This is a genomic window from Kitasatospora sp. NPDC005751, from assembly GCF_040630835.1.
Taxonomy (GTDB): Bacteria; Actinomycetota; Actinomycetes; order Streptomycetales; family Streptomycetaceae; genus Kitasatospora.
Genome location: NZ_JBEXYC010000018.1, coordinates 81519 through 104426, shown reverse-complemented (window position 1 = coordinate 104426; position 22908 = coordinate 81519). Strand labels below are relative to the sequence as shown.

At 73.9% G+C, this 22908-nt stretch carries 19 protein-coding genes; 10 read left to right on the top strand and 9 right to left on the bottom strand.

Features of this window, described 5'->3' with window-relative positions:
- Window positions 1-98: 98 nt before the first annotated feature.
- Window positions 99-1553, top strand: coding sequence for a ribonuclease Y (rny, locus tag ABZ497_RS18880; protein ID WP_359806516.1), 1455 nt, complete (start codon window positions 99-101; stop codon window positions 1551-1553).
- Here rny and ABZ497_RS18875 read toward each other — a convergent pair.
- The 5 genes from ABZ497_RS18875 to ABZ497_RS18855 form a co-directional block, all read right to left on the bottom strand.
- Window positions 1534-3363 (bottom strand): FAD-dependent monooxygenase, encoded by a 1830-nt coding sequence (locus tag ABZ497_RS18875; protein ID WP_359806514.1) that lies wholly within the window; start codon window positions 3361-3363, stop codon window positions 1534-1536. The genes rny and ABZ497_RS18875 overlap by 20 nt on opposite strands.
- 146 nt (window positions 3364-3509) lie before the next feature.
- Window positions 3510-4361 carry an amino acid ABC transporter permease gene (locus ABZ497_RS18870; RefSeq protein WP_359806511.1) on the bottom strand — a complete coding sequence of 284 codons (852 nt, stop codon included), beginning with the start codon at window positions 4359-4361 and terminating at the stop codon, window positions 3510-3512.
- Complete coding sequence (locus ABZ497_RS18865; protein WP_329489819.1) at window positions 4358-5008, bottom strand: amino acid ABC transporter permease; 651 nt, start codon at window positions 5006-5008, stop codon at window positions 4358-4360. The genes ABZ497_RS18870 and ABZ497_RS18865 overlap by 4 nt, the downstream gene beginning before the upstream one ends.
- 49 nt (window positions 5009-5057) lie before the next feature.
- A complete protein-coding gene (locus tag ABZ497_RS18860) occupies window positions 5058-5960 on the bottom strand; it encodes a glutamate ABC transporter substrate-binding protein (RefSeq protein WP_329489820.1) in 903 nt (300 codons plus the stop codon).
- A 123-nt stretch (window positions 5961-6083) separates the two neighbouring features.
- The gene (locus ABZ497_RS18855) at window positions 6084-6860 is read right to left on the bottom strand and encodes an amino acid ABC transporter ATP-binding protein (RefSeq protein ID WP_329489821.1); all 777 of its coding nucleotides are present in this window, start codon (window positions 6858-6860) and stop codon (window positions 6084-6086) included.
- Window positions 6861-7245: 385 nt separating this feature from the next.
- Here ABZ497_RS18855 and ABZ497_RS18850 point away from each other — a divergent pair, with 385 nt between their 5' ends.
- Together ABZ497_RS18850 and ABZ497_RS18845 are read left to right on the top strand one after the other, a co-directional pair.
- Window positions 7246-8028 carry a response regulator transcription factor gene (locus tag ABZ497_RS18850; protein WP_359806508.1) on the top strand — a complete coding sequence of 261 codons (783 nt, stop codon included), beginning with the start codon at window positions 7246-7248 and terminating at the stop codon, window positions 8026-8028.
- A 6-nt stretch (window positions 8029-8034) separates the two neighbouring features.
- The gene (locus tag ABZ497_RS18845; protein WP_329489823.1) at window positions 8035-9471 is read left to right on the top strand and encodes a HAMP domain-containing sensor histidine kinase; all 1437 of its coding nucleotides are present in this window, start codon (window positions 8035-8037) and stop codon (window positions 9469-9471) included.
- Window positions 9472-9535: 64 nt separating this feature from the next.
- Here ABZ497_RS18845 and ABZ497_RS18840 read toward each other — a convergent pair whose 3' ends face one another.
- On the bottom strand, window positions 9536-10555 hold the full coding sequence (locus ABZ497_RS18840; RefSeq protein WP_329489824.1) for a TAXI family TRAP transporter solute-binding subunit: 1020 nt from the start codon (window positions 10553-10555) through the stop codon (window positions 9536-9538).
- 138 nt (window positions 10556-10693) lie between these two features.
- On the opposite strand from ABZ497_RS18840, the gene miaB reads away from it, so the two are divergent.
- On the top strand, window positions 10694-12190 hold the full coding sequence (miaB, locus tag ABZ497_RS18835) for a tRNA (N6-isopentenyl adenosine(37)-C2)-methylthiotransferase MiaB (RefSeq protein WP_329489825.1): 1497 nt from the start codon (window positions 10694-10696) through the stop codon (window positions 12188-12190).
- Window positions 12191-12286: 96 nt separating this feature from the next.
- Window positions 12287-12985 carry a class III extradiol dioxygenase subunit B-like domain-containing protein gene (locus ABZ497_RS18830; RefSeq protein ID WP_359806505.1) on the top strand — a complete coding sequence of 233 codons (699 nt, stop codon included), beginning with the start codon at window positions 12287-12289 and terminating at the stop codon, window positions 12983-12985.
- 37 nt (window positions 12986-13022) lie between these two features.
- On the opposite strand, the gene ABZ497_RS18825 is transcribed toward ABZ497_RS18830, so the two are convergent.
- Complete coding sequence (locus ABZ497_RS18825) at window positions 13023-13283, bottom strand: antitoxin (RefSeq protein ID WP_359806503.1); 261 nt, start codon at window positions 13281-13283, stop codon at window positions 13023-13025.
- Window positions 13284-13452: 169 nt separating this feature from the next.
- Between ABZ497_RS18825 and miaA the strand changes: the two genes are divergently transcribed.
- From miaA to hflX, 5 genes are all read left to right on the top strand, one after another.
- A complete protein-coding gene (miaA, locus tag ABZ497_RS18820) occupies window positions 13453-14403 on the top strand; it encodes a tRNA (adenosine(37)-N6)-dimethylallyltransferase MiaA (RefSeq protein WP_359806502.1) in 951 nt (316 codons plus the stop codon).
- 246 nt (window positions 14404-14649) lie between these two features.
- Window positions 14650-15159, top strand: a complete 510-nt coding sequence (locus ABZ497_RS18815) for a hypothetical protein (RefSeq protein WP_359806499.1) — start codon at window positions 14650-14652, stop codon at window positions 15157-15159.
- 74 nt (window positions 15160-15233) lie between these two features.
- Window positions 15234-16154, top strand: coding sequence for a diaminopimelate epimerase (gene dapF / locus ABZ497_RS18810; RefSeq protein WP_359806496.1), 921 nt, complete (start codon window positions 15234-15236; stop codon window positions 16152-16154).
- A gap of 180 nt (window positions 16155-16334) precedes the next feature.
- Window positions 16335-18710 (top strand): HD domain-containing protein, encoded by a 2376-nt coding sequence (locus ABZ497_RS18805; protein ID WP_359806494.1) that lies wholly within the window; start codon window positions 16335-16337, stop codon window positions 18708-18710.
- A gap of 151 nt (window positions 18711-18861) precedes the next feature.
- Entirely contained in the window at window positions 18862-20370 is a 1509-nt protein-coding gene (gene hflX, locus ABZ497_RS18800) for a GTPase HflX (protein WP_329489832.1), read from the top strand.
- A 79-nt stretch (window positions 20371-20449) separates the two neighbouring features.
- Here the strand turns inward: hflX and ABZ497_RS18795 are convergent, their stop codons facing one another.
- Complete coding sequence (locus tag ABZ497_RS18795; protein WP_359806492.1) at window positions 20450-21586, bottom strand: hypothetical protein; 1137 nt, start codon at window positions 21584-21586, stop codon at window positions 20450-20452.
- 32 nt (window positions 21587-21618) lie between these two features.
- The gene (locus ABZ497_RS18790; protein ID WP_359806490.1) at window positions 21619-22800 is read right to left on the bottom strand and encodes a hypothetical protein; all 1182 of its coding nucleotides are present in this window, start codon (window positions 22798-22800) and stop codon (window positions 21619-21621) included.
- Between the last annotated feature and the right edge of the window lie 108 nt (window positions 22801-22908).

Genomic DNA, 22908 nt, shown 5'->3' with positions numbered 1-22908 from the left:
GCGTCGATCACTCCCCGGCCGTGCCGCGGGCAGGCATGCCCGGGCCCGGTCTCGGTTGGTCCCGGGCGGCGTGGCGCGCAGGACGGGGAGTGGGCAGGATGAGGATCGCGCTGAGCGCCGGACCGGTCGTCCCCCTGCTGTCGGCCGCGGTGCTGGTCGCCGTCGTGGCGGCGGCCTGGCTGACGGTCGGGCGCCTGCGGGTCGCGCAGCGGCGGGCCACGGCCGAGACCGAGCGGGCCCGGCGCCGGGCCGAGGAGCAGTCCGCGCGGTTGCGGGCCGAACTCGACCGGCGCGAGGAGCGGTTGACCGAGGAGCTGAGCCGCCTCCGGGCCCGCGAGGGTGAACTCGACGACCGCTCGACCGCGTTGGAGCGGTCCCGGATCCAGGCCGACGAACTGCTGCGGCGCCGGGCGGCGGAGCTGGAGCGCGCCGCCGGACTCTCGGCCGCCGAGGCCCGGGCCCAACTCGTCCGGGAGGCCGAGGCCGAGGCGCGGCGGGAGGCGGCCGTCGCCGTCCGCGAGATCGAGCGGGCGGCCAAGGAGGAGGGCGAGCAGCGGGCCCGGGAGATCGTCGCGGGGGCGATCCAGCGGCTGGCGAGCGAGCAGACGGCCGAGACGGCGGTGTCGCTCTTCCGGCTGCCCAACGAGGAGATGAAGGGGCGGATCATCGGCCGGGAGGGTCGCAACATCCGCGCCTTCGAGGCGGTCACCGGCGTCAATCTGATCATCGATGACACCCCGGTCTCGGTGCAGCTGTCCTGCTTCGACCCGGTCCGCCGGGAGACCGCCCGGCTCACCCTGGAGCAGCTGGTCGAGGACGGCCGGATCCACCCGATGCGGATCGAGGACGTCCACGAGCGCAGCCGCGAGGAGGTCGAGCGGCGCTGCGTCCCGGCCGGTGAGGACGCGCTGCTGTCGGCCGGGGTCGGCGGGCTGCACCCGGAGCTGGTGCGCACCCTGGGGACGCTGCGCTACCGGGCCTCGTACGGGCAGAACGTGCTGGGGCACCTGGTGGAGTCGGCGCACCTGGCCGGGATGATGGCCGCCGAGCTCGGGGTGGACCCGGCGCCGGTGCGCCGTTCGGCGCTGCTGCACGACATCGGCAAGGCGCTGACGCACGAGGTCGAGGGCAGTCACGCGGCGATCGGGGCGGACTTCGCCCGCCGGTACGGCGAGTCGGCGGACGTGGTGCACGCGATCGCGGCGCACCACGGCGAGGTGGAGCCGAGGACGGTCGAGGCGGTGCTGACCCAGGCCGCCGACGCCTGCTCGGGCGGCCGTCCGGGGGCGCGCAAGGAGTCGCTGGAGGTCTACGTGCGCCGGCTGGAGCGGCTGGAGGAGATCGCCCGGGCGCACGAAGGGGTGGCCAAGGTCTACGCGATGCAGGCCGGCCGCGAGGTGCGGGTGATGGTGCGGCCGGAGGTGGTGGACGACCTCGGGGCGCAGGTGATCGCCCGCGAGGTCGCCAAGCAGGTGGCGGAGGAGCTGACCTATCCGGGCCAGATCCGGGTCACGGTGGTGCGGGAGAGCAGGGTCACCGAGGTGGCCCGCTAGGCGAGTCCGCCGGGCGCGGCGTCGCGCCGGGGACCTGTCGGGGCGCGGCGGCCCCGGCGCCCGCCCCGGGACCGGAGCCGGTACCGCGGGCGGATTCGGTGCCGGTGTCGCGGCCGGGACGATCGGGTTCCTGGTCCGGCTCGGCACCGCCGGCCAGGGTCGGCGGCCCGCCCCGGGCGCGCTCGGCCAGCGCGAGGAGGTCGTCCGCCGCGGCGCCCTGGGTGACCCCGACCAGATGGCCGTCCGGCCGGATCAGCAGCACGGTGTGCGGTCCGGCTCCCGGGTACTCCTCGGCGACCAGCACCTCGGCCGGCACCGGCAGGGCCGCGGCGACCTCGGCCAGCCGGGGCATCAGCCCGGCGCCGAGCCAGTGTTCGGCGGACCAGACGGCGGTGCCGGGGGCGACCAGCAGCAGCAGGAAGGGGGCACCGAGCCGGGCGTGCAGCTGGTCCGGCGTCCCGTCGGTGGTGAGCACCGGCAGGTCCGGGACGAGCACGCCGGGCGAGGTGGCGGGCAGCAGTTCGCTGAGCGAGGTCGCGTCGCGCCGGCCGCGCTGCACCGGGACCCGCCCGGGCACGCCGCTGGGCGCCGCCGGGTAGGCGGGAGCGCCGCCGAAGCGGCCGGTGCCGAGCTGGCCGTCGGCGAGCAGCGGCGCGTGCTTGCGGAACGAGCCGGAGAGCAGCGAGCGCCGGGTGGCCTGCCAGCCGCGCAGCGGGCGCAGCAGCGGCATGGCCTGGTCGACGGCGCGCAGCCGGGCGCCGACCGCGCCGCGCCGCTCGGCCTCGTACCCGTCGAGCAGCGAGCCGCCGGGCTGGGGGCCGCCGGTGTGCAGATGCCAGGCGAGGGCGAGGCGCCAGGCGAGGTTGTCGGCGTCGCGCAGGCCGTCGGCGAGGTTCTGCATGCCGAGGGCGCCGTGCAGGTGGGCGGCGTCGCCGGCGAGGAAGCAGCGGCCGCTGCGGAACCGGGCGGCGAGGCGCTGCTGGGCGGTGTGGTCGGCGGCGGCGAGCAGCTCGTACCGGGGCAGCTCGCCGCACCAGCCGGTCAGGGTCGCGGTGACCCGGGTGAGCAGGGTGTCGCCGGTGACGACGCCGGGCCAGGTGGCGTGCGGGTCGACGGGTTCGCTGGGGACCGGCCGGCCGGGGGGCAGTCGCCAGTCGAGGCGCCAGACGCCGTCCGGCAGCGGTCGGGCGGAGGCCTCGCGGTCGCCGCGCCACGGGGGCTCGCGGTGCAGCCGGGCCTCGGTGAAGGGCAGGTCGACCCGGACGGTGGCGACGGCGTTGCGGTCGACGGCCGGCCGGCCGGGGAAGCGGATCCGCAGCAGCTTCCGGACGGCTGAGCGGGCTCCGTCGCAGCCGACCAGGTGGCTGCCGCGCCACCAGGTCTCGGTGCCGTCCTGCGGGTTGCGGGTGCGGACGCTGACGCCGTCGCGGTCCTGGGCGAGTTCGGTGACGCGGCTCAACGGCACCAGCCGCACCAGCGGGGTGCCGGTCAGGGCGTCGCGCAGGCCGCGCTGGAGGCGGTGCTGGGGCAGGTGGAGGACGGGGGTGTCGGCCAGGTCGATCCGCAGCACCTCCTGGCGGCGGCGCCAGATGGTGAAGGCGTCCCACCGGGCGGCGTCCGAGGCGGCCCGCGGGTAGCCGATCCTGGTCAGGAAGGCGGCGGTGTCGGCCCCGAGCACGACGCTGCGAGGGCCCTCGGGGCAGAGCCCGGAGCCCTCGTCCAGGACGACGGTCGGCACCTCGTGCCGGGCGAGGGCGAGGGCCAGGGCCAGACCGACCGGTCCGGCCCCGACCACGATCACCGGGTCCATGCCGGGCCCTCCGCGCAGCGGCCGGCCGGGCGGGCGGAGCCGCGCACCCCCGGGGCCGGGCAGGCCGACGAGGGGGCGTCATATGCCGCGAGGATGGTCCCGGATGGTGTCACGAAGAGCAATGCAACAGTTCGCCTGCGTGTCCGTCAAGCAGCAGCTGATGTGCGCCGGTTCGCGCCGCGGCGGCCGCGTGCCTCGATCCACCGGGCGAGCGCGGTGAGCAGCAGGCACATCGCGATGTAGATGGGCCCGATCACCAGGACCACGGGGATGTAGGGGAAGCCCGCGGCGTTGAGCGGCTGACTGGCGATCGCCTTACCGACGAACAGCAGCTCGTGGTAGGTGATGATGAAGCCGAGCGAGGTGTCCTTGAGGGTGACGACCAGCTGGCCGATCATCGTGGGCAGCATCGAGCGGACCGCCTGCGGCACCAGGATGGTCGTCATCACCTGGGTCTTGCGCAGGCCGAGCGCGAACGCGGCCTCGCCCTGACCGCGCGGCACGGCGTTGACGCCGCTGCGGATGATCTCCGCCTGCACGGAGCCGTTGTAGAGCGTGAGCCCGATCACCAGGGCCCACATCGGCTCCTTGGCGAAGAAGGCGTAGTAGAGCGCGACGATCAGGATGAGCAGCGGCATCGCCCGGAAGAACTGGACGAAGGAGACCGCCGCCCAGCGGACCGGCCTGTGGTCGGAGAGCTGTCCGGCCGCCAGCAGCGCGCCCAGGGCCAGCGAGCCGACCGCGGCCAGCCCGAAGGCCTCCAGGGTGGCCAGCAGACCGTCGACGATCCGCTGCTGGACGGTGTTGTACTGGAAGACGTCCCAGAGCTGGGCGTCGAACTGGCCGTTGGAGGCCAGGCTGGCGATCGCGTACCAGAGCAGGCCGGCGATCGCGAGCAGCGACAGCACCCCGAACAGCCGGTACCGCGTGCGGGCCCGCGGGCCCGGGGCGTCGTAGAGGACGCTGGCCGTGGAGGAGCGGGTGAAGAGGGCGTTCATCGGGCCACCGCCAGTCGGTCTTCCAGGAAGCGGAACAGCAGGGCGACGACGGCGCTGATCACCAGGTAGGCGCAGGCCACCCAGAAGAAGATCGCGAAGATCGAGTAGCCGTCCTCGGAGAACGACTGCTGCGCGCTGTACAGCTCGCTGACGCTGAAGGCGCCGGCGATCGCCGAGTTCCTCGGCAGGGCGATGAAGACGCTGCTCAGCGGTGCCAGCACCGTCCTGGCGGCCTGCGGCAGGACGATGCTGGTCAGGGTCTGACCGAAGGTCATGCCGAGGCTGCGGGCGGCCTCGGCCTGGCCGAGCGGCACGGTGTTGATGCCCGAGCGGAGCACCTCGCAGACGAACGAGGCCGTGTAGCTGCCCAGCGCCAGCACCGCGAAGGTGAGGTGGCTGAAGTGCACGCCGAGCGGCGGGAGCCCGAACGTGACGGCGAAGAACAGCACCGTCAGCGGGGTGTTGCGGAAGAGCGTCACCCAGGCCGTGCCGAAGCCGCGCAGCGCGGGTATGGGGGAGACCCGGAAGGCCGCCAGCAGGGTGCCCAGCAGCAGGGCGAGCAGTGCGCTGAGCGCGCTCAGCTCGATCGTCTGCAGGAAGCCGTCGCGGAACAGCGCGAAGTTGCCGTCCTCGAACAGGAAACCCATCCGGCGGCCCTCCTCTCAGGAGTGGTCAGGAACGGTGGTCGGCGGGCGGTCAGTACCGCTCAAGGGCCGGCGGGGTGGGCGCGGCCGAGCCGGAGAGGCCGAGGGTGGCGTCGTACGCCTTCTTCCAGTCGCCGTTGTCCTGGTGCGCCTTCAGGGCGTCGCTGATGGCGCCCCGCAGGGCGGCGTCGTCCTTGTTCAGGCCCACGCCGTAGTTCTCCTTGGTGAACGGCTTGCCGACCACCTTGAGCTTGGGCGCGTACTTGGAGGCGTAGCCCTTGAGGATGGCGTCGTCCGTGGTGACGGCGTCGACCTCGCCCGACAGCAGCTTCTCGACGCAGGCCGAGTAGGTGTCGAACTGGGTGATCTTCGGCGAGTACTGCTGGATGTTCTTGATCGAGGTGGAGCCGGTGGCGGTGCAGATGTTCTTGCCGTTGACCGATTCCGGGCCGGTGATCGAGGTGTTGTCCGCCTTGACCAGGAAGTCCTGGCCGGCGATGAAGTACGGGCCGGCGAAGGACACCGTCTTCTTGCGCTCGTCGTTGATGCTGTAGGTGCCGACGTAGAAGTCGATCTGGCCCTTGGAGATCGCGGGCTCGCGCTGCGAGGAGACCAGGGTCTGCCACTTGATCTGCTGCGGGGTGAAGCCGAGGTCCGCGGCGACCATCTTGGCGATCTCGATGTCGAAGCCGCTGCGGTCGCCGCTGGCGAGGTCCTCGAAGCCGAGGAACGGCTGGTCGGACTTGGCGCCGATGATCAGCTGGCCGCGCTTCTTGGCCTCGGCGAAGATCGCGGAGTCCACCTTCGCGTCGGTCTTGACGGTGTAGGTGGGCAGCTTGGGGGCGGTGCTGCCGCTGGCGGCGGCGTCACCGGGGGTGCCGTCCTTGCCACAGGCGGCGGTGGCGGTGAGCGCGATGGCACAGAGCGCGACGGCGAAGGTGCGACGAGTCCTCATGAGGGTGGTTCTCCTCGGGGCTGGGCCACGGTTCAACCGGGCTCTGGCGACAGGAAGGTGGCCGGGCGGACGGGACCGGCGCCGGCGTCCTTGCCGTCGCCGACCGGTGGTCCGTCCGGAAGCTCAGTGGTGCAGGATCTTCGAGAGGAAGTCCTTCGCGCGGTCGCTGCGCGGCGCGGTGAAGAAGGCCTCGGGGGTGTTCTGCTCGACGATTCGGCCGTCGGCCATGAAGAGCACGCGGTTGGCGGCGGAGCGGGCGAAGCCCATCTCGTGGGTGACGACGACCATCGTCATGCCGTCGGCGGCCAGCTGGCGCATGACCTCCAGCACCTCGTTGATCATCTCCGGGTCGAGCGCCGAGGTGGGCTCGTCGAAGAGCATCACCTTCGGGTTCATCGCCAGTGCCCGGGCGATCGCGACGCGCTGCTGCTGGCCGCCGGAGAGCTGCGCCGGGAACTTCGACGCCTGCGCGCCGACCCCGACCCGCTCCAGCAGCTCCTGGGCGGTCCGCACCGCCTTCTCACGGGCGATCCCGCGCACCTTGACCTGGCCGAGCACCACGTTCTCCAGCACGGTCTTGTGCGCGAAGAGGTTGAAGCTCTGGAACACCATGCCGACCTCGGCACGCAGCTTGGCCAGCTCCCGGCCCTCGGCGGGCAGCGGCCGGCCGTCGATGGTGATCGTGCCGGAGTCGACGGTCTCCAGCCGGTTGATCGTCCGGCAGAGCGTGGACTTGCCGGAGCCGGAGGGGCCGATCAGCACCACCACCTCGCCCTGGGCGATCTCCAGATCGATGTCCTGGAGGACGTGAAGGGCACCGAAGTGCTTGTTCACCCCGTTCAGCACCACCAGCGGAGCGGTCGCGGCGGCGCTGGAGTCCTTGATCAGGCTCTCGGTCATCGCGCCTGCTCCTCGTGTCGGCCCCCGGAGTCGAACTCCCTTGGGCGGCAGTGATGGTAGGAACCGGGGGCCTCGGCCGGCGGAGCCTCGGCCCCCGGTGGGGTGACCATAGGAGCGATGACGATGCCACGTCAGCCGATCTGAGCGGAACTTGAGGATCACGATCCGGCCACACGCCCGGCAAGTGCCGTTCACACCGGGAAACAGGGGGGCACCGTGACAGCGGGCACCCGCACCGCCGCGCGCCGTCCCCGGCGGTCCCGGGGCGTGGCCGAGCCTGGCGTCCGGCGCTCCGCTGGCCCATACTGCGCAGGACCGGGACCTGCCCGGTGGGGCCCGTGAACATCACGTGACACCCCGGGGAACGTCGGGGGGAGGAGGAACGATGCGACTGCTGCTCGTCGAGGACGACGAACGTGTGGCCGCCGCGCTGGTCGCGGTCCTGGGCCGGCACGGCTTCCAGGTCAGGCACGCCCGCAGCGGGCACGAGGCGCTCGACGCGCTGGTGCCGGACGGCAACGACCCGTACCGGGTGGTCCTGCTCGACCTCGGCCTGCCCGACCGGGACGGCTTCGAGGTCTGCAGCCGGATCCGGGCCGGCAGCGGCGTGCCCGTGATCATGGTGACCGCCCGCGCCGACATCCGCTCCCGGATCCACGGCCTCAACCTCGGTGCCGACGACTACGTCACCAAGCCCTACGACATGGGTGAGTTGCTCGCCCGGATCCACGCCGTGGCCCGGCGCGGCGCGGCACCCGCCGCCGCCGCGGTGCCCGCCCCCGACGTCGTACCGCAGCAGGGCGGGCCGCTGGAGTCCCGCGGCATCCTGATCGACCGCGAGCGCCGCCGGGTCAGCGTGGACGGCCGGGACGTCCCGCTCACCCGCAAGGAGTTCGACCTGCTGGCGCTGCTCGCGCAGAGCCCCGGCGTGGTCTACCGCCGCGAGCAGATCTTCAGCGAGGTCTGGCGCAGCGGCTGGGAGGGCAACGGCCGCACCCTGGAGGTGCACATCGGCTCGCTGCGCACCAAGCTCGCGCTGCCCGGGCTGGTCGAGGCCGTCCGCGGCGTCGGCTACCGGCTGATCCCCGAGAGCCCGGCCGCCGCCGGGTCCGCCGGGTCCGCCGCGACGGCCGCGGCGCAAGCCCCCCAGGCCCGCGCGGAGCACTGACCGCACGTGCGTACCCGCCTGCTCGGGATCCTGCTCGCCCTGATGCTCTGCGTGCTGGCCGCTCTCGGGCTGCCGCTCGCCGCGGCGGTCGCGGCCGCCGAGCAGAGCCGGGTGGTGGTCGACCGGCTCGACGACGCCGCCCGGTTCGCCCAGGACCTGCCCACCTCGGGCGTCTCCGGGCTGGAGTCCGCCCTCAAGGGGGAGTCCCAGCCCGCTCCCGGCGACCTCAGCCGCCGGCACGCGCTGGACGCCGAGGTGGCGCGCTACCACGACCTCTACGGCGTGCGGCTCGGCATCTTCCAGCGCGACGGCCTGCCGATCGCCACCGCCCCCGAGGACTGGCGGGTACCCGCCGGCGGCTGGGGCGAGCAGGCCTTCCAGGAGGCCCTGGACGGGCGGCGCAGCCACAACCCGCCGCAGGTCTGGCCGTGGACCCCTGACCGGACCCTGACCATCGCCACCCCGGTGGTCCGGGACGGCGACGTGGTCGCCGTGGTGCTCAGCGAGTCCCCGACCGGGCCGATGCGCACCCGGGTGCTGCACCGCTGGCTGGTGATCGGGGCCGGCGAGGCCGCCGCGATGATCGTCGCGGTGCTGCTGGCCGTCCGGCTCACCGAGTGGGTGCTGCGGCCCGTCCGGACTCTCGACCGGGCCACCCACGACATCGCCACCGGCCGGATGAACGCCCGGGTGGCGCCCGGCGGCGGGCCGCCCGAACTGCAGCGCCTGGCCCGCTCGTTCAACGACATGGCCGACCACGTGGTGCTCGCCCTGGACCAGCAGAAGGCCTTCGTCGCGGACGCCTCGCACCAGCTGCGCAACCCGCTGGCGGCGCTGCTACTACGGGTCGAGGTACTGGGCCTGGAGCTGCCCGAGGGGCACGACGAGGAGCTCGGCAGGGTCCGGGAGGAGGGCGTTCGGCTGGCCCGGGTGCTGGACGACCTGCTGGGCCTGGCCACCGCCGAGCACGCCCGCCCCGAGCCGGAGCCGACCGACCTGGTCGCGCTCACCCTGGCCCGGGCGGACGCCTGGCGGCCGGTGGCCCAGCAGCGCGGGATCGAGCTCGGCTGGGAGGGCCCGGCGCTCGCCCTCGGCATGGCCGACCCGATCGGCTTCGGCAGCGCGCTGGACGCCGTGGTCGACAACGCGCTCAAGTTCGGCCCGGCCGGCAGCCGGGTCCGGGTGCTGGTGGCGGTGCGGCGCGACGAGGTCGCGGTGACCGTCTCGGACGCCGGGCCGGGGCTCGCTGAGGAGGAGCTGGCCCGGGCCGGCGACCGGTTCTGGCGCAGCGCGCGTCACCAGAACGTGGACGGCTCGGGGCTCGGGCTCTCGATCGCCCGCACCCTGCTGCTGGCCGCCGGCGGCTCGCTCACCTTCGCCCCGGTCCGGCCGACCGGCCTCGCGGTGACGCTGGCGGTGCCGCGGGCGGGCAAGAAGCTCTGACGGCCGGGGCCGGGGCCGGGGCGGTTCGGGGCCCCGGGGGTCCGGGCCTCGCGGTGTCAGGACCTCACGGCTTCACCGAGCGGTAGTAGCGCATCGCGCCCTCGTGCAGCGGGAGCGGGTCGGTGTAGACGGCGGTGCGCAGGTCGACCAGCTGGGCGGCGTGGACCTGGGCGCCGATCTGGTCGCGGCTGTCTATCACCGCCCGGGTCATCCCCTGCACCAGGTCGGTGTCCACGTCCTCGCGGGTGATCAGCAGGTTGGGCACGGCCACCGTGGCGACGGCGTCCTTGGGCTCGGCGTTGGGGTAGGTGCCCTTCGGCATGGTGGCCGCCCGGTAGGCGTCGGTGCCGCCGCCCTCGACCTTGTGCACGGCCTCGGCGAGGTCGCCGAGCGGTACGAGCCTGATCCCGATGTGGTCGGACAGGTCGGTCAGCGCGCTGGTCGGCAGCCCGCCGGACCAGAAGAAGGCGTCCAGCTTGCCGGCCCGCAGCTGGTCGGCGGCGTCGCCGACGCCCAGCATGACCGGCGTGATGTCGTGGTCCGGGTCGAGGCCGGCCGAGGAGAGCAGCCGTCTGGTCACCAGGTTCACCCCGGACAGGGCCTGCCCGACGCCGACCCGCTTGCCCTTGAGGTCGGCCGTCCGGCGCACCGTCGAGTCGGCGGGGACGATCAGCTGGAGGTAGTCGTCGTAGAGCCGGGCGATGGCCCGCAGCCGGTCCTTGCCGGGGCCGGAGTACTCGGCGACGGCGTCGGCGGTCGCGATCGCGAAGTCGTCCTGGCCGCTGGTGACCCGGGCCAGGTTGTCGATCGAGCCCTGCGAGTTGTCCAGCCGCAGCCGCACCCCCGGCATCGCCCTGGCGACGTGGGTCTGCAGCAGTTGCCCGTACCGGTCGTAGACGCCGCGCTGGACCCCGGTGGCGAAGCCGGTCTCGCCGCGCGGGTAGTCGGGCGTGCGGCCCGCCGAGAGCCACCAGCCGCCGAACCCGGCCGCCACCAGCACCAGGACCAGCAGCGTCCGCCACAGCGGGCTGCGGGCGGCGGCGCGGAGGGCGCCGCCGGGGCGGGGATCGGGGGAGGGGGCCATGCAGGGATAGTGCCAGGCGCGGGCGGCGAACGGGAGGGGCGCAGGCCGGGGCGGGTGGCGGCCGGCGCCCGGAGAGCGGGCGGGCGGCGCCCGGGCGGGCGGGGAAAAGCCCTTCGCGGGTGCCCGTACCCTGGTTGGGTGAGCGGTGAGAGCGGATTGAAGAGCTACAAGGTCGTCACGTACGGCTGCCAGATGAACGTCCACGACTCCGAGCGGCTGTCCGGGCTGCTGGAGGACGCCGGGTACGTGAAGGCAGGGCAGGACGGCGACCCGGACCTGGTCGTGTTCAACACCTGCGCGGTGCGCGAGAACGCCGACAACAAGCTGTACGGCAACCTCGGGCAGCTGGCGCCGGTGAAGAGCCGCCACCGGGGCATGCAGATCGCCGTCGGCGGCTGCCTGGCGCAGAAGGACCGCGACACCATCGTCCGCAAGGCCCCCTGGGTCGACGTGGTGTTCGGCACCCACAACATCGGGCACCTGCCCGCGCTGCTGGAGCGGGCCGCGGTCGAGCGCAAGGCCCAGGTCGAGATCCTGGAGTCGCTGGAGACCTTCCCGTCCACGCTGCCCACCCGCCGCGAGTCCGCGTACGCCGCGTGGGTGGCCATCTCGGTCGGCTGCAACAACACCTGTACGTTCTGCATCGTCCCCGCGCTGCGCGGCAAGGAGGAGGACCGCCGCCCGGGCGACGTCCTCGCCGAGATCGAGGCGCTGGTCGGCGAGGGCGTCATCGAGGTCACCCTGCTGGGCCAGAACGTCAACGCCTACGGCTCCGACCTGGGCGACCGCGAGGCGTTCTCCAAGCTGCTGCGCGCCGCCGGGCAGATCGAGGGCCTGGAGCGGATCCGCTTCACCTCGCCGCACCCGCGGGACTTCACCGACGACGTGATCGCCGCGATGGCCGAGACCCCGAACGTGATGCACCAGCTGCACATGCCGCTGCAGTCCGGCTCGGACACCGTGCTCAAGGCGATGCGCCGCTCGTACCGGCAGGAGCGCTTCCTCGGCATCATCCGGAAGGTGCGCGAGGCGATGCCGGACGCGGCCATCTCCACCGACATCATCGTGGGCTTCCCCGGCGAGACCGAGGAGGACTTCGAGCAGACCATGCACACCGTGCGCGAGGCCCGCTTCACCAACGCCTTCACCTTCCAGTACTCCAAGCGCCCCGGCACCCCGGCCGCCGAGATGGAGAACCAGGTGCCGAAGGCCGTCGTGCAGGCCCGCTACGACCGGCTGATCGCGCTCCAGGAGGAGATCTCCTGGGAGGAGAACAAGAAGCAGGTCGGACGCACCCTGGAGATCCTGGTCGCCGAGGGCGAGGGCAAGAAGGACGACCGGACCGACCGGCTCTCCGGCCGCGCGCCCGACAACCGGCTGGTGCACTTCACCCGGCCCGCCGAGCCGGTGCGCCCGGGCGACACGGTGACCGTCGAGATCACCTACGCCGCCCCGCACCACCTGCTGGCCGAGGGCCCGACCCTCGGGGTGCGCCGCACCCGGGCCGGCGACGCCTGGGAGAAGCGCCAGGCGGCCCCGGCGGCCAAGCCGGCCGGCGTGATGCTCGGCCTGCCCACCATCGGCGCCCCGGCGCCGGTGGCGGCCCCCGCGGCGGGCGGCTGCTGCGGCGACTGACCGGCGCTCCTTCGGCGGCCCGGCGGGATCTCGGATCCCGCCGGGCCGCCGTCGTCCCCGGCCGAACGGCCGTCCTTCTTCGTTAGAGTGATCCACATGCTGGTTGCCGCCGCCGTCTGCCCCTGTCCGCCGCTGCTCGTCCCGGAGGTCGCCGCCGGCGCCGCCGCCGAGCTGGAGCCGCTGCGCGCGGCCTGCGACGAGGCGCTCGCCGCGCTGCTCGCGGCGGGACCGGAGCTGGTCGTGGTGGTCGGGACCGGTCCCGAGCCCGAGGTCTGGACCGAGGGCGGCGCGGGCTCCTTCCACCGGTACGGCGTGCCGCTGGTGGCCAGGCTGCCGTCCGGCCGGGTCGAGGGGCCGGAGCTGAGCCCCGCGCTGACCGTCGGCGCCTGGCTGCTGGAGCGGGCCGGGGCCACCCTGCCGACGCACGCCTGCGCGGTGCCCGCCGACGCGCCCGCCGACCGGATGCTCGGGCTGGGCCAGGGGCTGGCCGGGCTGGCCGACCGGGTCGGGCTGCTGGTGATGGGCGACGGCAGCGCCTGCCGCTCGCTGAAGGCGCCGGGCTACCTGGACGAGCGGGCCGAGGGCTTCGACGCGGTGATCGCGGACGCGCTGGGCTCGGCGGACACGGCGGCGCTGGCCGCCGTCGACCCGGGCCTGGCCGGCGAGCTGCTGGCCGAGGGCCGGGCCCCCTGGCAGGTGCTGGCCGGCGCCGCCGGGGGCGCCGGCCTCACCGCGCGGCTGGGCTACCGGGACGCGCCGTACGGGGTCGGGTACTTCGTCGCGTCCTGGAGCTGAGACCGGGCCCGGCGAGCGACCCGGGAGCGGGCCGGGGTCAGGCGGACGGGCCGCCGGCACCGGGAGCGCCGGGAGCCCCTGGAGCGCCCGGGTCGCCGGGCTTGTGGGCGAAGTCGTCGACCGCCCCCTTGGCCTTGCTGGCGCCGTGCTCGATCTTGTCGCTGTACTTGCCCTTGGTCGCCTTGTCGATCGCGCAGCCGGCCTTGTCCACCACCTGCTCGATCTGCTCGCTGTGCTTGCCGGCCAGTTCGCTCGCCTTCCCCTTGAGCTCGCCGGCCTTGCCCTTGAGGTTGTCCATCAGACCCATGGTGGTCTCACCCTTCCTCTCTGTTTCCTGCTCAACGTCCGTCGCGGCCGAACCGTTCGCAGCCCGGTGAAAACGGCCGGAACCGCTCATATCGTCGCCCGGTGGGGCCGGACGGACGGGGAGGTCACCGGCGCGGCGACGGTTTTGCGAGACTGGTCCGGTGAGCAGCTCCCGTACCGTCCAGCCCCATGCCGCCCCGCCGCGCGTCGTCTCGGTGGTGGGCGCGACCGCCGCCGGCAAGTCCGACCTGGCCGTCGCCCTCGCCCGGGCCCTGGGCGGCGAAGTGATCAACACCGACTCGATGCAGCTCTACCGGGGCATGGACATCGGTACGGCCAAGCTCACCCTGGCGGAGCGCGAGGGCGTCCCGCACCACCTGATGGACATCTGGGACGTCACCGAGGCCGCCAGCGTCGCCGAGTACCAGCGGCTGGCCCGGGCCGAGATCGACCGGTTGCTCGCGGCCGGCCGGACCGCCGTCCTGGTCGGCGGCTCGGGCCTGTACGTCCGGGCGGCGATCGACGAGATGGAGTTCCCCGGCACCGACCCGGAGGTCCGGGCCCGGCTGGAGGCCGAGCTGGCGCAGGCCGGCCCGTACGCGCTGCACCGGCGCCTGGCGGAGCTGGACCCGGCCGCCGCCGAGGCGATCCTGACCGGCAACGGCCGACGGATCGTCCGGGCGCTGGAGGTCATCGAGATCACCGGGCAGCCCTTCACCGCCAACCTGCCGAGCAACACCGCCGTCTACGACGCCGTCCAGATCGGCGTCGCGGTGCCCCGGCCCGAACTGGACGAGCGGATCGCCCTGCGGGTCGACCGGATGTGGCGGGCCGGACTCCTGGACGAGGTGCGGGAGCTGGAGGGGCTCGGCCTGCGTGAGGGCCGGACGGCCTCCCGGGCGCTCGGCTACCAGCAGGTGCTGGACCACTTCGCCGGCGAGTGCACCGAGGACGAGGCCCGTGCCGAGACCGTCCGGGCCACCAAGCGGTTCGCCCGCCGCCAGGAGTCCTGGTTCCGGCGCGACGACCGGATCCACTGGCTCTCCCGGCCGGCCGGCGCCGACCCCGCCGAGCTGCTCTCCCGCTCACTGGAGCTGATCGAGCGTCAGTAATCGGACGGCCCGTGGACGGGATCCGGCCAATCCGGCGGTGCACCTGCGCGCGCAGGTGGGCGTGCAGGACGAACCCGCGGTTACGGCCGGATCACGTCATGGCCACGGATCACCCGATGGCCCCGGTCAGGCCCGGAACGCCCTCCTGGACATGCCATCATCGATGCCATAAGGGTCGGCCCCGGGCGGGTCGACCGTTGCCCGGCCGCGAGTCCGCACTCGTGTCGAACTGTCAGGGGAGGCCGCGTGTCGACGGGTACCGGCCCCGAAAGCGGTCAGAGCGGGAGCGCCACGGCTCAGGCCGACGGCCCCGACACCTCCTCCCTGCCGGACCTGCCGGTGCTGGCGGGTCTCGACGGACCGACCTCCTACGCGCTCGCGCTGCCCGCCCTGGACACCAGCGCCCCGGCCGGCGCGGTGCACGAGCGGGAGATCCGGCCGCGCCGCCGGCTGCGCTGGTGGCAGACCCTGCCGATCGCGCTGCTGGGCACCGCCGGCTCGCTGATGTTCGCCTTCCCGCTCGCCTTCGGCTCGGCCGGGGCCGGCTCCGCGATGGTCGGCATGCTCGGTCTGCTGCTCACCGCGGCCTCGGTCGGCTGGGGCGCGATGGCCGCCCGGCACGCCGGGTACAAGTGGCCGGGGCTGCCGCGTCGCGGCTCGGGCCGGCGCGCCGGGTGGAAGGCGATCGTGATCTACACCCTGGTCGCCCTGGTCGCCTGCGCGCTCGCGCTGTGGCGGGTCGTCCACCTGCGCTGACCGCCACCACCCCCCGCCTCGGCGGGCGCGGTCCGCCTGCTGGTCCGCGGCGCTGCGGAGCGGGCCCGCTCAGTATGATCGGGAGGGTGAGCGAATCCTCCGTGACCCCCGCCGGCCTGCCCTTCCTGAAGGGGCACGGCACTCAGAACGACTTCGTCATCGTGCCCGATCCGGACGGCCTGCTGACGATCGGCCCCGAGGCGGTCGCCGCGCTCTGCGACCGCCGGGCCGGCATCGGCGGGGACGGGCTGCTGCGGGTGGTGCGCTCGGCCGCCGACCCGGTCGCGGCCGACCAGGCGGAGCAGGCCGAGTGGTTCATGGACTACCGCAACTCCGACGGTTCGATCGGCGAGATGTGCGGCAACGGGGTCCGGGTCTTCGCCCGCTACCTGGTCGAGGCCGGGCTGGCCGAGCCTGGCGAGCTGGCGGTGGCCACCCGGGCCGGCGTGCGGCGGGTGCGGGTGGGCGCGGACGCCGGGGACGGCACGCCCGGTCAGGTGACCGTGGACATGGGCCGCGCGGTGCTGCCCGGACCGGACGGCATCGAGGTGGCGGTCGGCGAGCGGCGCTGGCCGGCCCGCAGCGTGAACATGGGCAACCCGCACGCGGTGGCCTTCGTGGACAGCCTCGACCAGGCCGGCGACCTGCTGAGCGCGCCGCTCACCAGCCCCGCGAACGCCTACCCGGAGGGCGTCAACGTCGAGTTCGTGGTGGACCGCGGTCCACGCCACGTCGCGATGCGGGTGCACGAGCGCGGCTCGGGCGAGACCCGCTCCTGCGGCACCGGGGCCTGCGCCGTCGCCGTGGCCGCCGCCCGGCGGGACGGTGTCGACCCGGCGGTCACCGGTGAGGCCGTCACCTACACCGTGGACGTGCTCGGGGGCCGGCTGATGATCACCGAGTACCCGGACGGCCGGGTGGAGAAGACCGGTCCGGCGGTCATCGTGGCCCGCGGCGAGCTCGACCCGGGGTGGCTCGCCACCGCCCACCGGTAGGTCCGGTTCGAACAGGCCCTGGCAGTGCGGCCGGTTTGCCCATTTCGTGCGGTGATGAATCCCCCCGTTCGGGTGATCCCGATGACCGACGGGGAGCAGGGCGTCGCGGAACGTGCTCTGCTCGGTAGCATGGACCACCGGGTCGGCCAATGCTCCCGGTGACCGCTGCCGGAGGTGCCGATGACCATCGAAGCCGGGCAGCCCCTGGCGGGGCAGCCGACGTCCGCACGGCAGGCCGGGCCCAAGCGGCCCCTGGGAGGCCTCGGCCGGGCCGCCCTCGGCCGAGCCGGGCGTGCCGCCCTGCTGGCCACCGGCCGCACGCCGGTGCCGGACGCGCTCGAACCGCTGGTGCAGGCCCACCGCCGCCACCATCCGCAGGCCGACCTCGGCCTGCTCGGCCGGGCCTACCGGCTCGCCGAGGCCAGCCACCGCGGCCAGAAGCGCAAGAGTGGCGAGCCGTACATCACCCACCCACTGGCCGTCACCATGATCCTGGCCCAACTCGGCGCCGGGACCACCACGTTGGTCGCCTCGCTGCTCCACGACACCGTGGAGGACACCGAGTTGACGCTGGACCAGGTGGGGGCCGGCTTCGGGCCCGAAGTCGCTTACCTGGTCGACGGGGTGACGAAGCTGGAGAAGGTCGACTTCGGTGCGGCGGCCGAGGCGGAGACCTTCCGCAAGATGCTGGTCGCCACCGGGGACGACGTCCGGGTGATGGTCATCAAGCTCGCCGACCGGCTGCACAACATGCGCACCATCCGGCACATGAAGCCGGCCAGCCGGGTCCGGATCGCCAAGGTCACCCGGGACGTGCTGATCCCGCTGGCCGAGCGGCTGGGCATCCAGGTGCTCAAGGCGGAGCTGGAGGACATCGTCTTCGCCACCCTGCACCCGGAGGAGTACGCCCGGACCAGGGCGCTGCTGGCCGGCCGCGAGGACCACCCGGACGCCCTGCTCGCCCCGTTCGCCCTGGCGCTGGGCCGCCAGCTCGCCGAGGCCGGGGTGGCCGCCGAGGTCACCGTCCGGCCGCGGCACTGCGTCTCGCTGCACCGGGTCCTGCTCAAGCGGGACGCCGCCGCCGGGCCGGACGGGCGCCCGCAGGGGCCCCAGCCCGCCGACTTCGGCCGGGTGCTGGTGGTGGTCGAGGAGAACGCGGACTGCTACGCCGTGCTCGGCGAACTGCACACCTGCTGGACACCGCTGCCGGGCGAGTTCAAGGACTTCGTGGCCGCTCCCAAGTTCAACCTCTACCAGTCGCTGCACACCGCGGTGGCGCTGGAGGGCGGCGAGGTGGTCGAGGTGCTGGTCCGCACCCGGCGGATGCACGAGATCGCCGAGACCGGGGTGGTGGCCCTCGGGGACCCCCGCCAGCCCGGCACCGAGCCGGGCGCGGACGAGCTGGACCGCACCGACCCGGCCAGACCCGGCTGGCTCAGCCGGCTGCTGGAGTGGCAGCAGGAGACGCCCGATCCGGACGCGTTCTGGTCCGCGCTGACCGCCGACCTCGCCGGGGACCGCGAGATCACCGTCGTCACCGAGGCCGGCGAAACGCTTCAGCTGCGGGCCGGTGCCAGCTGCGTCGACGCGGCCTACCTGCTCGGCGAGGAGACCGGCCACCGATGTATCGGCGCCCGGGTCAACGGCCGGCTCACCGCGCTCTCCACCGTCCTCCAGGACGGCGACCGGGTGGCCATCCTCACCGAGCAGGGCGATCCGGCCGCCCGCCCGTCCGGCCCGGCGCCCGAGTGGCTGGCGCACGCCCGTACGCCGGCCGCCCGGCTGGCCATCGAGCGGTGGCTGGCCGACCACCCGCCGCGCGTCCCGGTGGTCCGCACCGGGCCGTCGGCCGGCCAGCCGGCACCGCCCGCGCACCGCACCGCCGAGCGCGGCGAGGCCCCGGTCACGGTGGTCGGCCGGCCCGGGGCGCCGGTCCGGCTGGCCCGCTGCTGCACCCCGGTGCCACCGGACGAGGTCAGCGGCTTCGCGATCCGCGGCGGCGCGGTCGCCGTGCACCGCACCGGCTGTCCGGCCGGCGAGCGGATGCGGGCGGACGGGCGGGGCACCCCGGAGGTCCGCTGGCGGCCCGGCGCCGCGCCGCCGTCCGGCTACCGGGCCACCCTGCGGGCCGAGGCGCTGAACCGGCCCCGGCTGCTGGCGGACCTCACCGCGGCGATCTCGGGGGAGGGCGTCGGGATCGTCTCGGCGGAGGTGGAGCCGCCGCAGGAGCTGCGGGTGCGGCACACCTACACCGTGGAGCTGCCCGAGCCGGGCGCGCTGCCCGCCGTGCTGCGGGCGATGCTCCGGGTCTCCGGGGTGTACGACGTGGGCCGGCCGTACGCCCCGGCGGGGGGCGGCGCCCGCACCCCGGCCGCGGCGGCCGGGGCGGCGACCCGCCCGGCGCCGGGCCCGGCGCCCGAGCCGGTCTCCGGCGCGGTGTCCGGGCCGGTGTCCGGGCCGGTGTCCGCGCAGGGAAATGGGGATGACCCGTCGGCGCCCGGCGTGCGACCATCATGGGGAATTCACGGCCGGTCCGCGGCGTTCACTGGACACTGAACACAAGAGTCCCAGTGGGCTCCGTGGCCCTGAGGGGTAGCTCACGACTCGCCCGAGCGGTAGACGGGGCGGCAGCTGGGCAGACTCCGGGTGAGACCGTTGTGCACGGTCGCGCCCACAGGCCGTCCCACTCCTGCAGCCAAAGGACAGAATGACCTCCACGTCAGACACCCGCGACCACGCCGACGCCCCGCGCCGCTTCGACGGTCTGCGGGCGGAAGCCCTCATGGACGAGGACCTCGCGGCCATCGACGAGGACCTCGACCACCACTACGACGGCGACCAGTACGACCGCAGCGAGCGAGCCGCCCTGCGCCGTGTCGCCGGCCTCTCCACCGAACTCCAGGACGTCACCGAGGTCGAGTACCGCCAGCTCCGTCTGGAGCGCGTGGTGCTCGTCGGCGTCTGGACCGACGGCACCGTCGAGGAGGCGGAGAACTCGCTGGCCGAGCTCGCGGCCCTCGCTGAGACCGCCGGTTCCGAGGTGCTGGACGGCGTCATCCAGCGCCGCGACAAGCCCGACGCGGCCACCTACATCGGCTCCGGCAAGGCGAAGGAGCTGCGCGACATCGTCGCGGCGACCGGCGCCGACACCGTGGTCTGCGACGGTGAGCTCACCCCGGGCCAGCTGATCCACCTGGAAGACGTCGTCAAGGTCAAGGTCGTCGACCGGACGGCCCTGATCCTGGACATCTTCGCCCAGCACGCCAAGTCCCGCGAGGGCAAGGCGCAGGTCTCGCTCGCGCAGATGCAGTACATGCTGCCGCGCCTGCGGGGCTGGGGTCAGTCGCTCTCCCGGCAGATGGGTGGTGGTGGCTCCGGCTCGTCCGGCGGCGGCATGGCCACCCGTGGTCCCGGTGAGACCAAGATCGAGACCGACCGTCGGCGGATCCGCGAGAAGATGGCGAAGCTCCGCCGTGAGATCGCCGACATGAAGAAGGGCCGCGACACCAAGCGCCAGGAGCGCAAGCGCCACCAGGTGCCGTCCGTGGCCATCGCCGGTTACACCAACGCCGGCAAGTCCTCGCTGCTCAACCGGCTCACCGGCGCGGGCGTGCTGGTGGAGAACTCGCTGTTCGCCACCCTCGACCCGACGGTGCGCCGGGCGCAGACCCCGAGCGGCCGGCTCTACACCCTGGCCGACACCGTGGGCTTCGTCCGGCACCTGCCGCACCACCTGGTCGAGGCGTTCCGCTCGACCATGGAGGAGGTCGCCGACGCGGACCTCATCCTGCACGTGGTGGACGGCTCGCACCCCGAGCCGGAGACGCAGCTGGCCGCCGTCCGCGAGGTGATCGTCTCGGTCGAGGCACAGAACGTGCCGGAGATCGTGGTGATCAACAAGGCGGACGCCGCCGACCCGCTCGTGCTGCAGCGCCTGCTGCGCCGCGAGCCGCACGCGATCGTGGTGTCGGCCCGCAGCGGCCTGGGCATCGAGGAGCTGCTGAAGCTCATCGACGACGAGCTGCCGCGCCCGGCGATCGAGGTGCAGGTGCTGGTCCCGTACACCCAGGGCGGCCTGGTCTCCCGGGTGCACGCCGAGGGCGAGCTGCTCTCCACCGAGCACACCGCCGAGGGCACCCTGCTGCATGCGAAGGTGCCGGCCGAGCTGGCCGCCGAGCTGGAGCGCTACGCGGTCGCGCTGAGCTCGCAGAGCTGAGCACCGGCAGCCGACGGGCCCCGGCCTCCCCCCCGCGGGAGGCCGGGGCCCGTCGTCGTCCCCGGGGGCCGGGCGCGTCCTACTTGGCGTTCTTGGAGAAGTAGTCGAAGGCCTGCTTCGCCTGGTCCTGGAGCGAGGGGCCGGCCATGTACTCGGACGGGTTGCGGTTGCCGATCGAGTTGACGCTGATCAGGTTCGGCTTGCCGTCCTTGGTGATGAACCAGCCGCCGCCGCTGGACCCGCCGGTCATGGTGCAGCCGATCACGTACATCGGCGGGCGGGCCTGGTCGAAGGAGAGCCTGACCGGCCGGACGGTGGAGTCGCAGTGGTTGAGCTCCATGCCGTCGAACGGCCGCTCGGCCGGGTAGCCGTAGGAGAAGGCCGAGGTGATCTGCTCGCGCGGGGCGTTGAACCAGATCGGGACGGAGCCGCCGACCGTCTCCTCCAGCGACTTGCCGGAGCCGTTCTCGTTGCGGACCCGGAGGATCCCGTAGTCGAACTGGGAGTTGGGGCCGACACCGGTCTCCTTCACCCAGGTCGGCGCGACCAGCGCGCGGACCGCCGTCCACCGCCCGTACGGGGAGACCTGCTGCTCGGTGTACTGCCTGCCCCGGCTGGCCTGGCCGTCGCGGTTGTAGCCGGGGACGAAGACGATGTTCTTCAGCCAGCCGCCGCCCTTGCCGTCGTGCAGGCAGTGCGCGGCGGTGTAGACGAGGTTGCTGCGGCCCGGGTTGGCCGGGTCGGAGACCACGGTGCCCGAGCACATCGAGTCGCCCTCGGGCGCGGTCATGAAGATCTTGCCGACCACCGCCGTCGCCGGGCTGTACGGGTGCGGCTGCGGCCTGGCCGGGACGGCCGCCGGCGGGTCGTCCCGGACGACCGTGTTCCCCGGGCTCTTGTGCGAGTACTCCGGGGTGGGCCGGCCCTTGGCGTTCTCCATCTTGGCGATCGACCAGAAGCCCTGGGCGACCTCGTTGACGAAGGCGTTCTCGCTGACGAAGCGGGCCCAGTCGTCGAGCTTCCAGCCGGCGAGGTCCTGGAGGCTGCCGGGCAGTGCGCCCGGCTTGGCGGACGCGGCGGCGGTCGTGGCCGGGGTGGACGCGGCGTCGGCGCTGCCCGCGTCCTCCGGTCCGCAGGCGGTCGCGGTGAGCGCGAGCGCGGCGAGTACGGCGGCGGCCGCCGGCGCGGTGCGGTGCCTGGTCTTCGGCATGGTCATCGGTCCCCGTGTGGTCTTCGGCGCGGAGGCGGCTACTTCTGCTTCCTGGAGATGTAGTCCAGGGCCTGCTTGGCGACCGTCTCCAGGTACGGGCCGCTCAGCGAGGTGTGGTCCTGGGTGCCGATGGAGGTGTTGCTGACCAGGGCGGTCCGGCCGTCCGGCATCGGGGCGAACCAGCCGCCGCCGCTGGAGCCCTGGGTCATGGTGCAGCCGATGGTGAGCATCGCCGGGCGCTTGGCGTCGAAGGAGAGCCGGGTGGGCTTCCCGCCGTCGCACTTGTACAACTCCTGCCCGTCGAAGGGCTTGTAGAGCGGGTAGCCCCAGGCCGAGGCGGAGATCCGGTCGCGCGGGGCGTCGAACCAGACCGGGACGGCCGCGCCGACCGTCTCCTCCAGCGACTTGCCGGTGTCGTTCTGGTTCTGCACCCGCATCACGGCGAAGTCGTACTGGTTGGCGGCGTCACCGGTGCCGCCGCCCTCGACCGTCCACTGCGGCGAGGTCACCACGTCCTTGGCCCACCAGGTGCCCAGCGGTGCCAGCTCCGCGAGCGGGGCCTTCTTGCCGCCGCTGGAGGCACCGGAGTTGTTGTAGGCGGGGACGAAGACGAGGTCCTTGTAGAAGTCGCCGCCCTTGCCGGGGTGCACGCAGTGCCCGGCGGTCCAGACCAGGTTGCTCTTGCCGGGGTGCGCCGGGTCGGCGATCACCGTGGCCGAGCAGTTGCCGCGGCCGCCGTCGGCGCTGAAGAACACCTTGCCGGAAGGCTGCTTGGTGTACGGGCGGGTCACCGGCGTGGCCTTGACCGGGGCCGGGTCCGGATCGGTCACCCCGGCGTCGCCGGTCGGCTTCGCGGTGGGCGGGGCCGGGTCGGCCGGCTTGGAGTCGCCCATCTTGTCCGGGTTCCAGAAGTCCTTCACCACCGGGTTGTTGAAGACGTGCTTGGAGGCCCAGTTGTCCCAGTCCTCGAACTTCCACTTCTTCAGGTCGTCCCAGCTCGTGGGCAGGCCTTCCAGCAGGCTGGTCGGGATGCCCGACGGCAGGGTCAGGCCGCCGATCACACCGCCACCCCCGGCGGTCGTGGCGCTGCCGCTCGCCGGGGCCGGCGGCGGGGCGGCGGTGCCCCCGCCGGAGGGGCCGTCGGGCCCGCAGGCCGTCACGACGAGCAGCGTTCCGGCGGCGAGGGCCGCGGCCATGGCTGACCGGTGGATCGATGGCATGGTGTTCGCTTCCCCCTGCTGGTCCTGTGCGGCGGCGGCCGACCGCCTTGGAGTCTCCCACTGGCCACCAGGACGACGCGGGCCGACCCCCGGGTTGCGACGGCGGCC

Excerpts from the sequence above, each read along its gene's own strand:
- ABZ497_RS18860 (WP_329489820.1), bottom strand. The coding sequence starts at position 5,960 with ATGAGGACTCGTCGCACCTTCGCCGTCGCGCTCTGTGCCATCGCGCTC.
- ABZ497_RS18805 (WP_359806494.1), top strand. The coding sequence starts at position 16,335 with ATGACCATCGAAGCCGGGCAGCCCCTGGCGGGGCAGCCGACGTCCGCA.
- ABZ497_RS18825 (WP_359806503.1), bottom strand. The coding sequence starts at position 13,283 with ATGGACAACCTCAAGGGCAAGGCCGGCGAGCTCAAGGGGAAGGCGAGC.
- ABZ497_RS18830 (WP_359806505.1), top strand. The coding sequence starts at position 12,287 with ATGCTGGTTGCCGCCGCCGTCTGCCCCTGTCCGCCGCTGCTCGTCCCG.
- dapF (WP_359806496.1), top strand. The coding sequence starts at position 15,234 with ATGATCGGGAGGGTGAGCGAATCCTCCGTGACCCCCGCCGGCCTGCCC.
- hflX (WP_329489832.1), top strand. The coding sequence starts at position 18,862 with ATGACCTCCACGTCAGACACCCGCGACCACGCCGACGCCCCGCGCCGC.
- rny (WP_359806516.1), top strand. The coding sequence starts at position 99 with ATGAGGATCGCGCTGAGCGCCGGACCGGTCGTCCCCCTGCTGTCGGCC.
- ABZ497_RS18875 (WP_359806514.1), bottom strand. The coding sequence starts at position 3,363 with ATGGACCCGGTGATCGTGGTCGGGGCCGGACCGGTCGGTCTGGCCCTG.
- ABZ497_RS18790 (WP_359806490.1), bottom strand. The coding sequence starts at position 22,800 with ATGCCATCGATCCACCGGTCAGCCATGGCCGCGGCCCTCGCCGCCGGA.
- ABZ497_RS18870 (WP_359806511.1), bottom strand. The coding sequence starts at position 4,361 with ATGAACGCCCTCTTCACCCGCTCCTCCACGGCCAGCGTCCTCTACGAC.
- ABZ497_RS18795 (WP_359806492.1), bottom strand. The coding sequence starts at position 21,586 with ATGACCATGCCGAAGACCAGGCACCGCACCGCGCCGGCGGCCGCCGCC.
- ABZ497_RS18840 (WP_329489824.1), bottom strand. The coding sequence starts at position 10,555 with ATGGCCCCCTCCCCCGATCCCCGCCCCGGCGGCGCCCTCCGCGCCGCC.
- ABZ497_RS18850 (WP_359806508.1), top strand. The coding sequence starts at position 7,246 with ATGCGACTGCTGCTCGTCGAGGACGACGAACGTGTGGCCGCCGCGCTG.
- ABZ497_RS18865 (WP_329489819.1), bottom strand. The coding sequence starts at position 5,008 with ATGGGTTTCCTGTTCGAGGACGGCAACTTCGCGCTGTTCCGCGACGGC.
- ABZ497_RS18855 (WP_329489821.1), bottom strand. The coding sequence starts at position 6,860 with ATGACCGAGAGCCTGATCAAGGACTCCAGCGCCGCCGCGACCGCTCCG.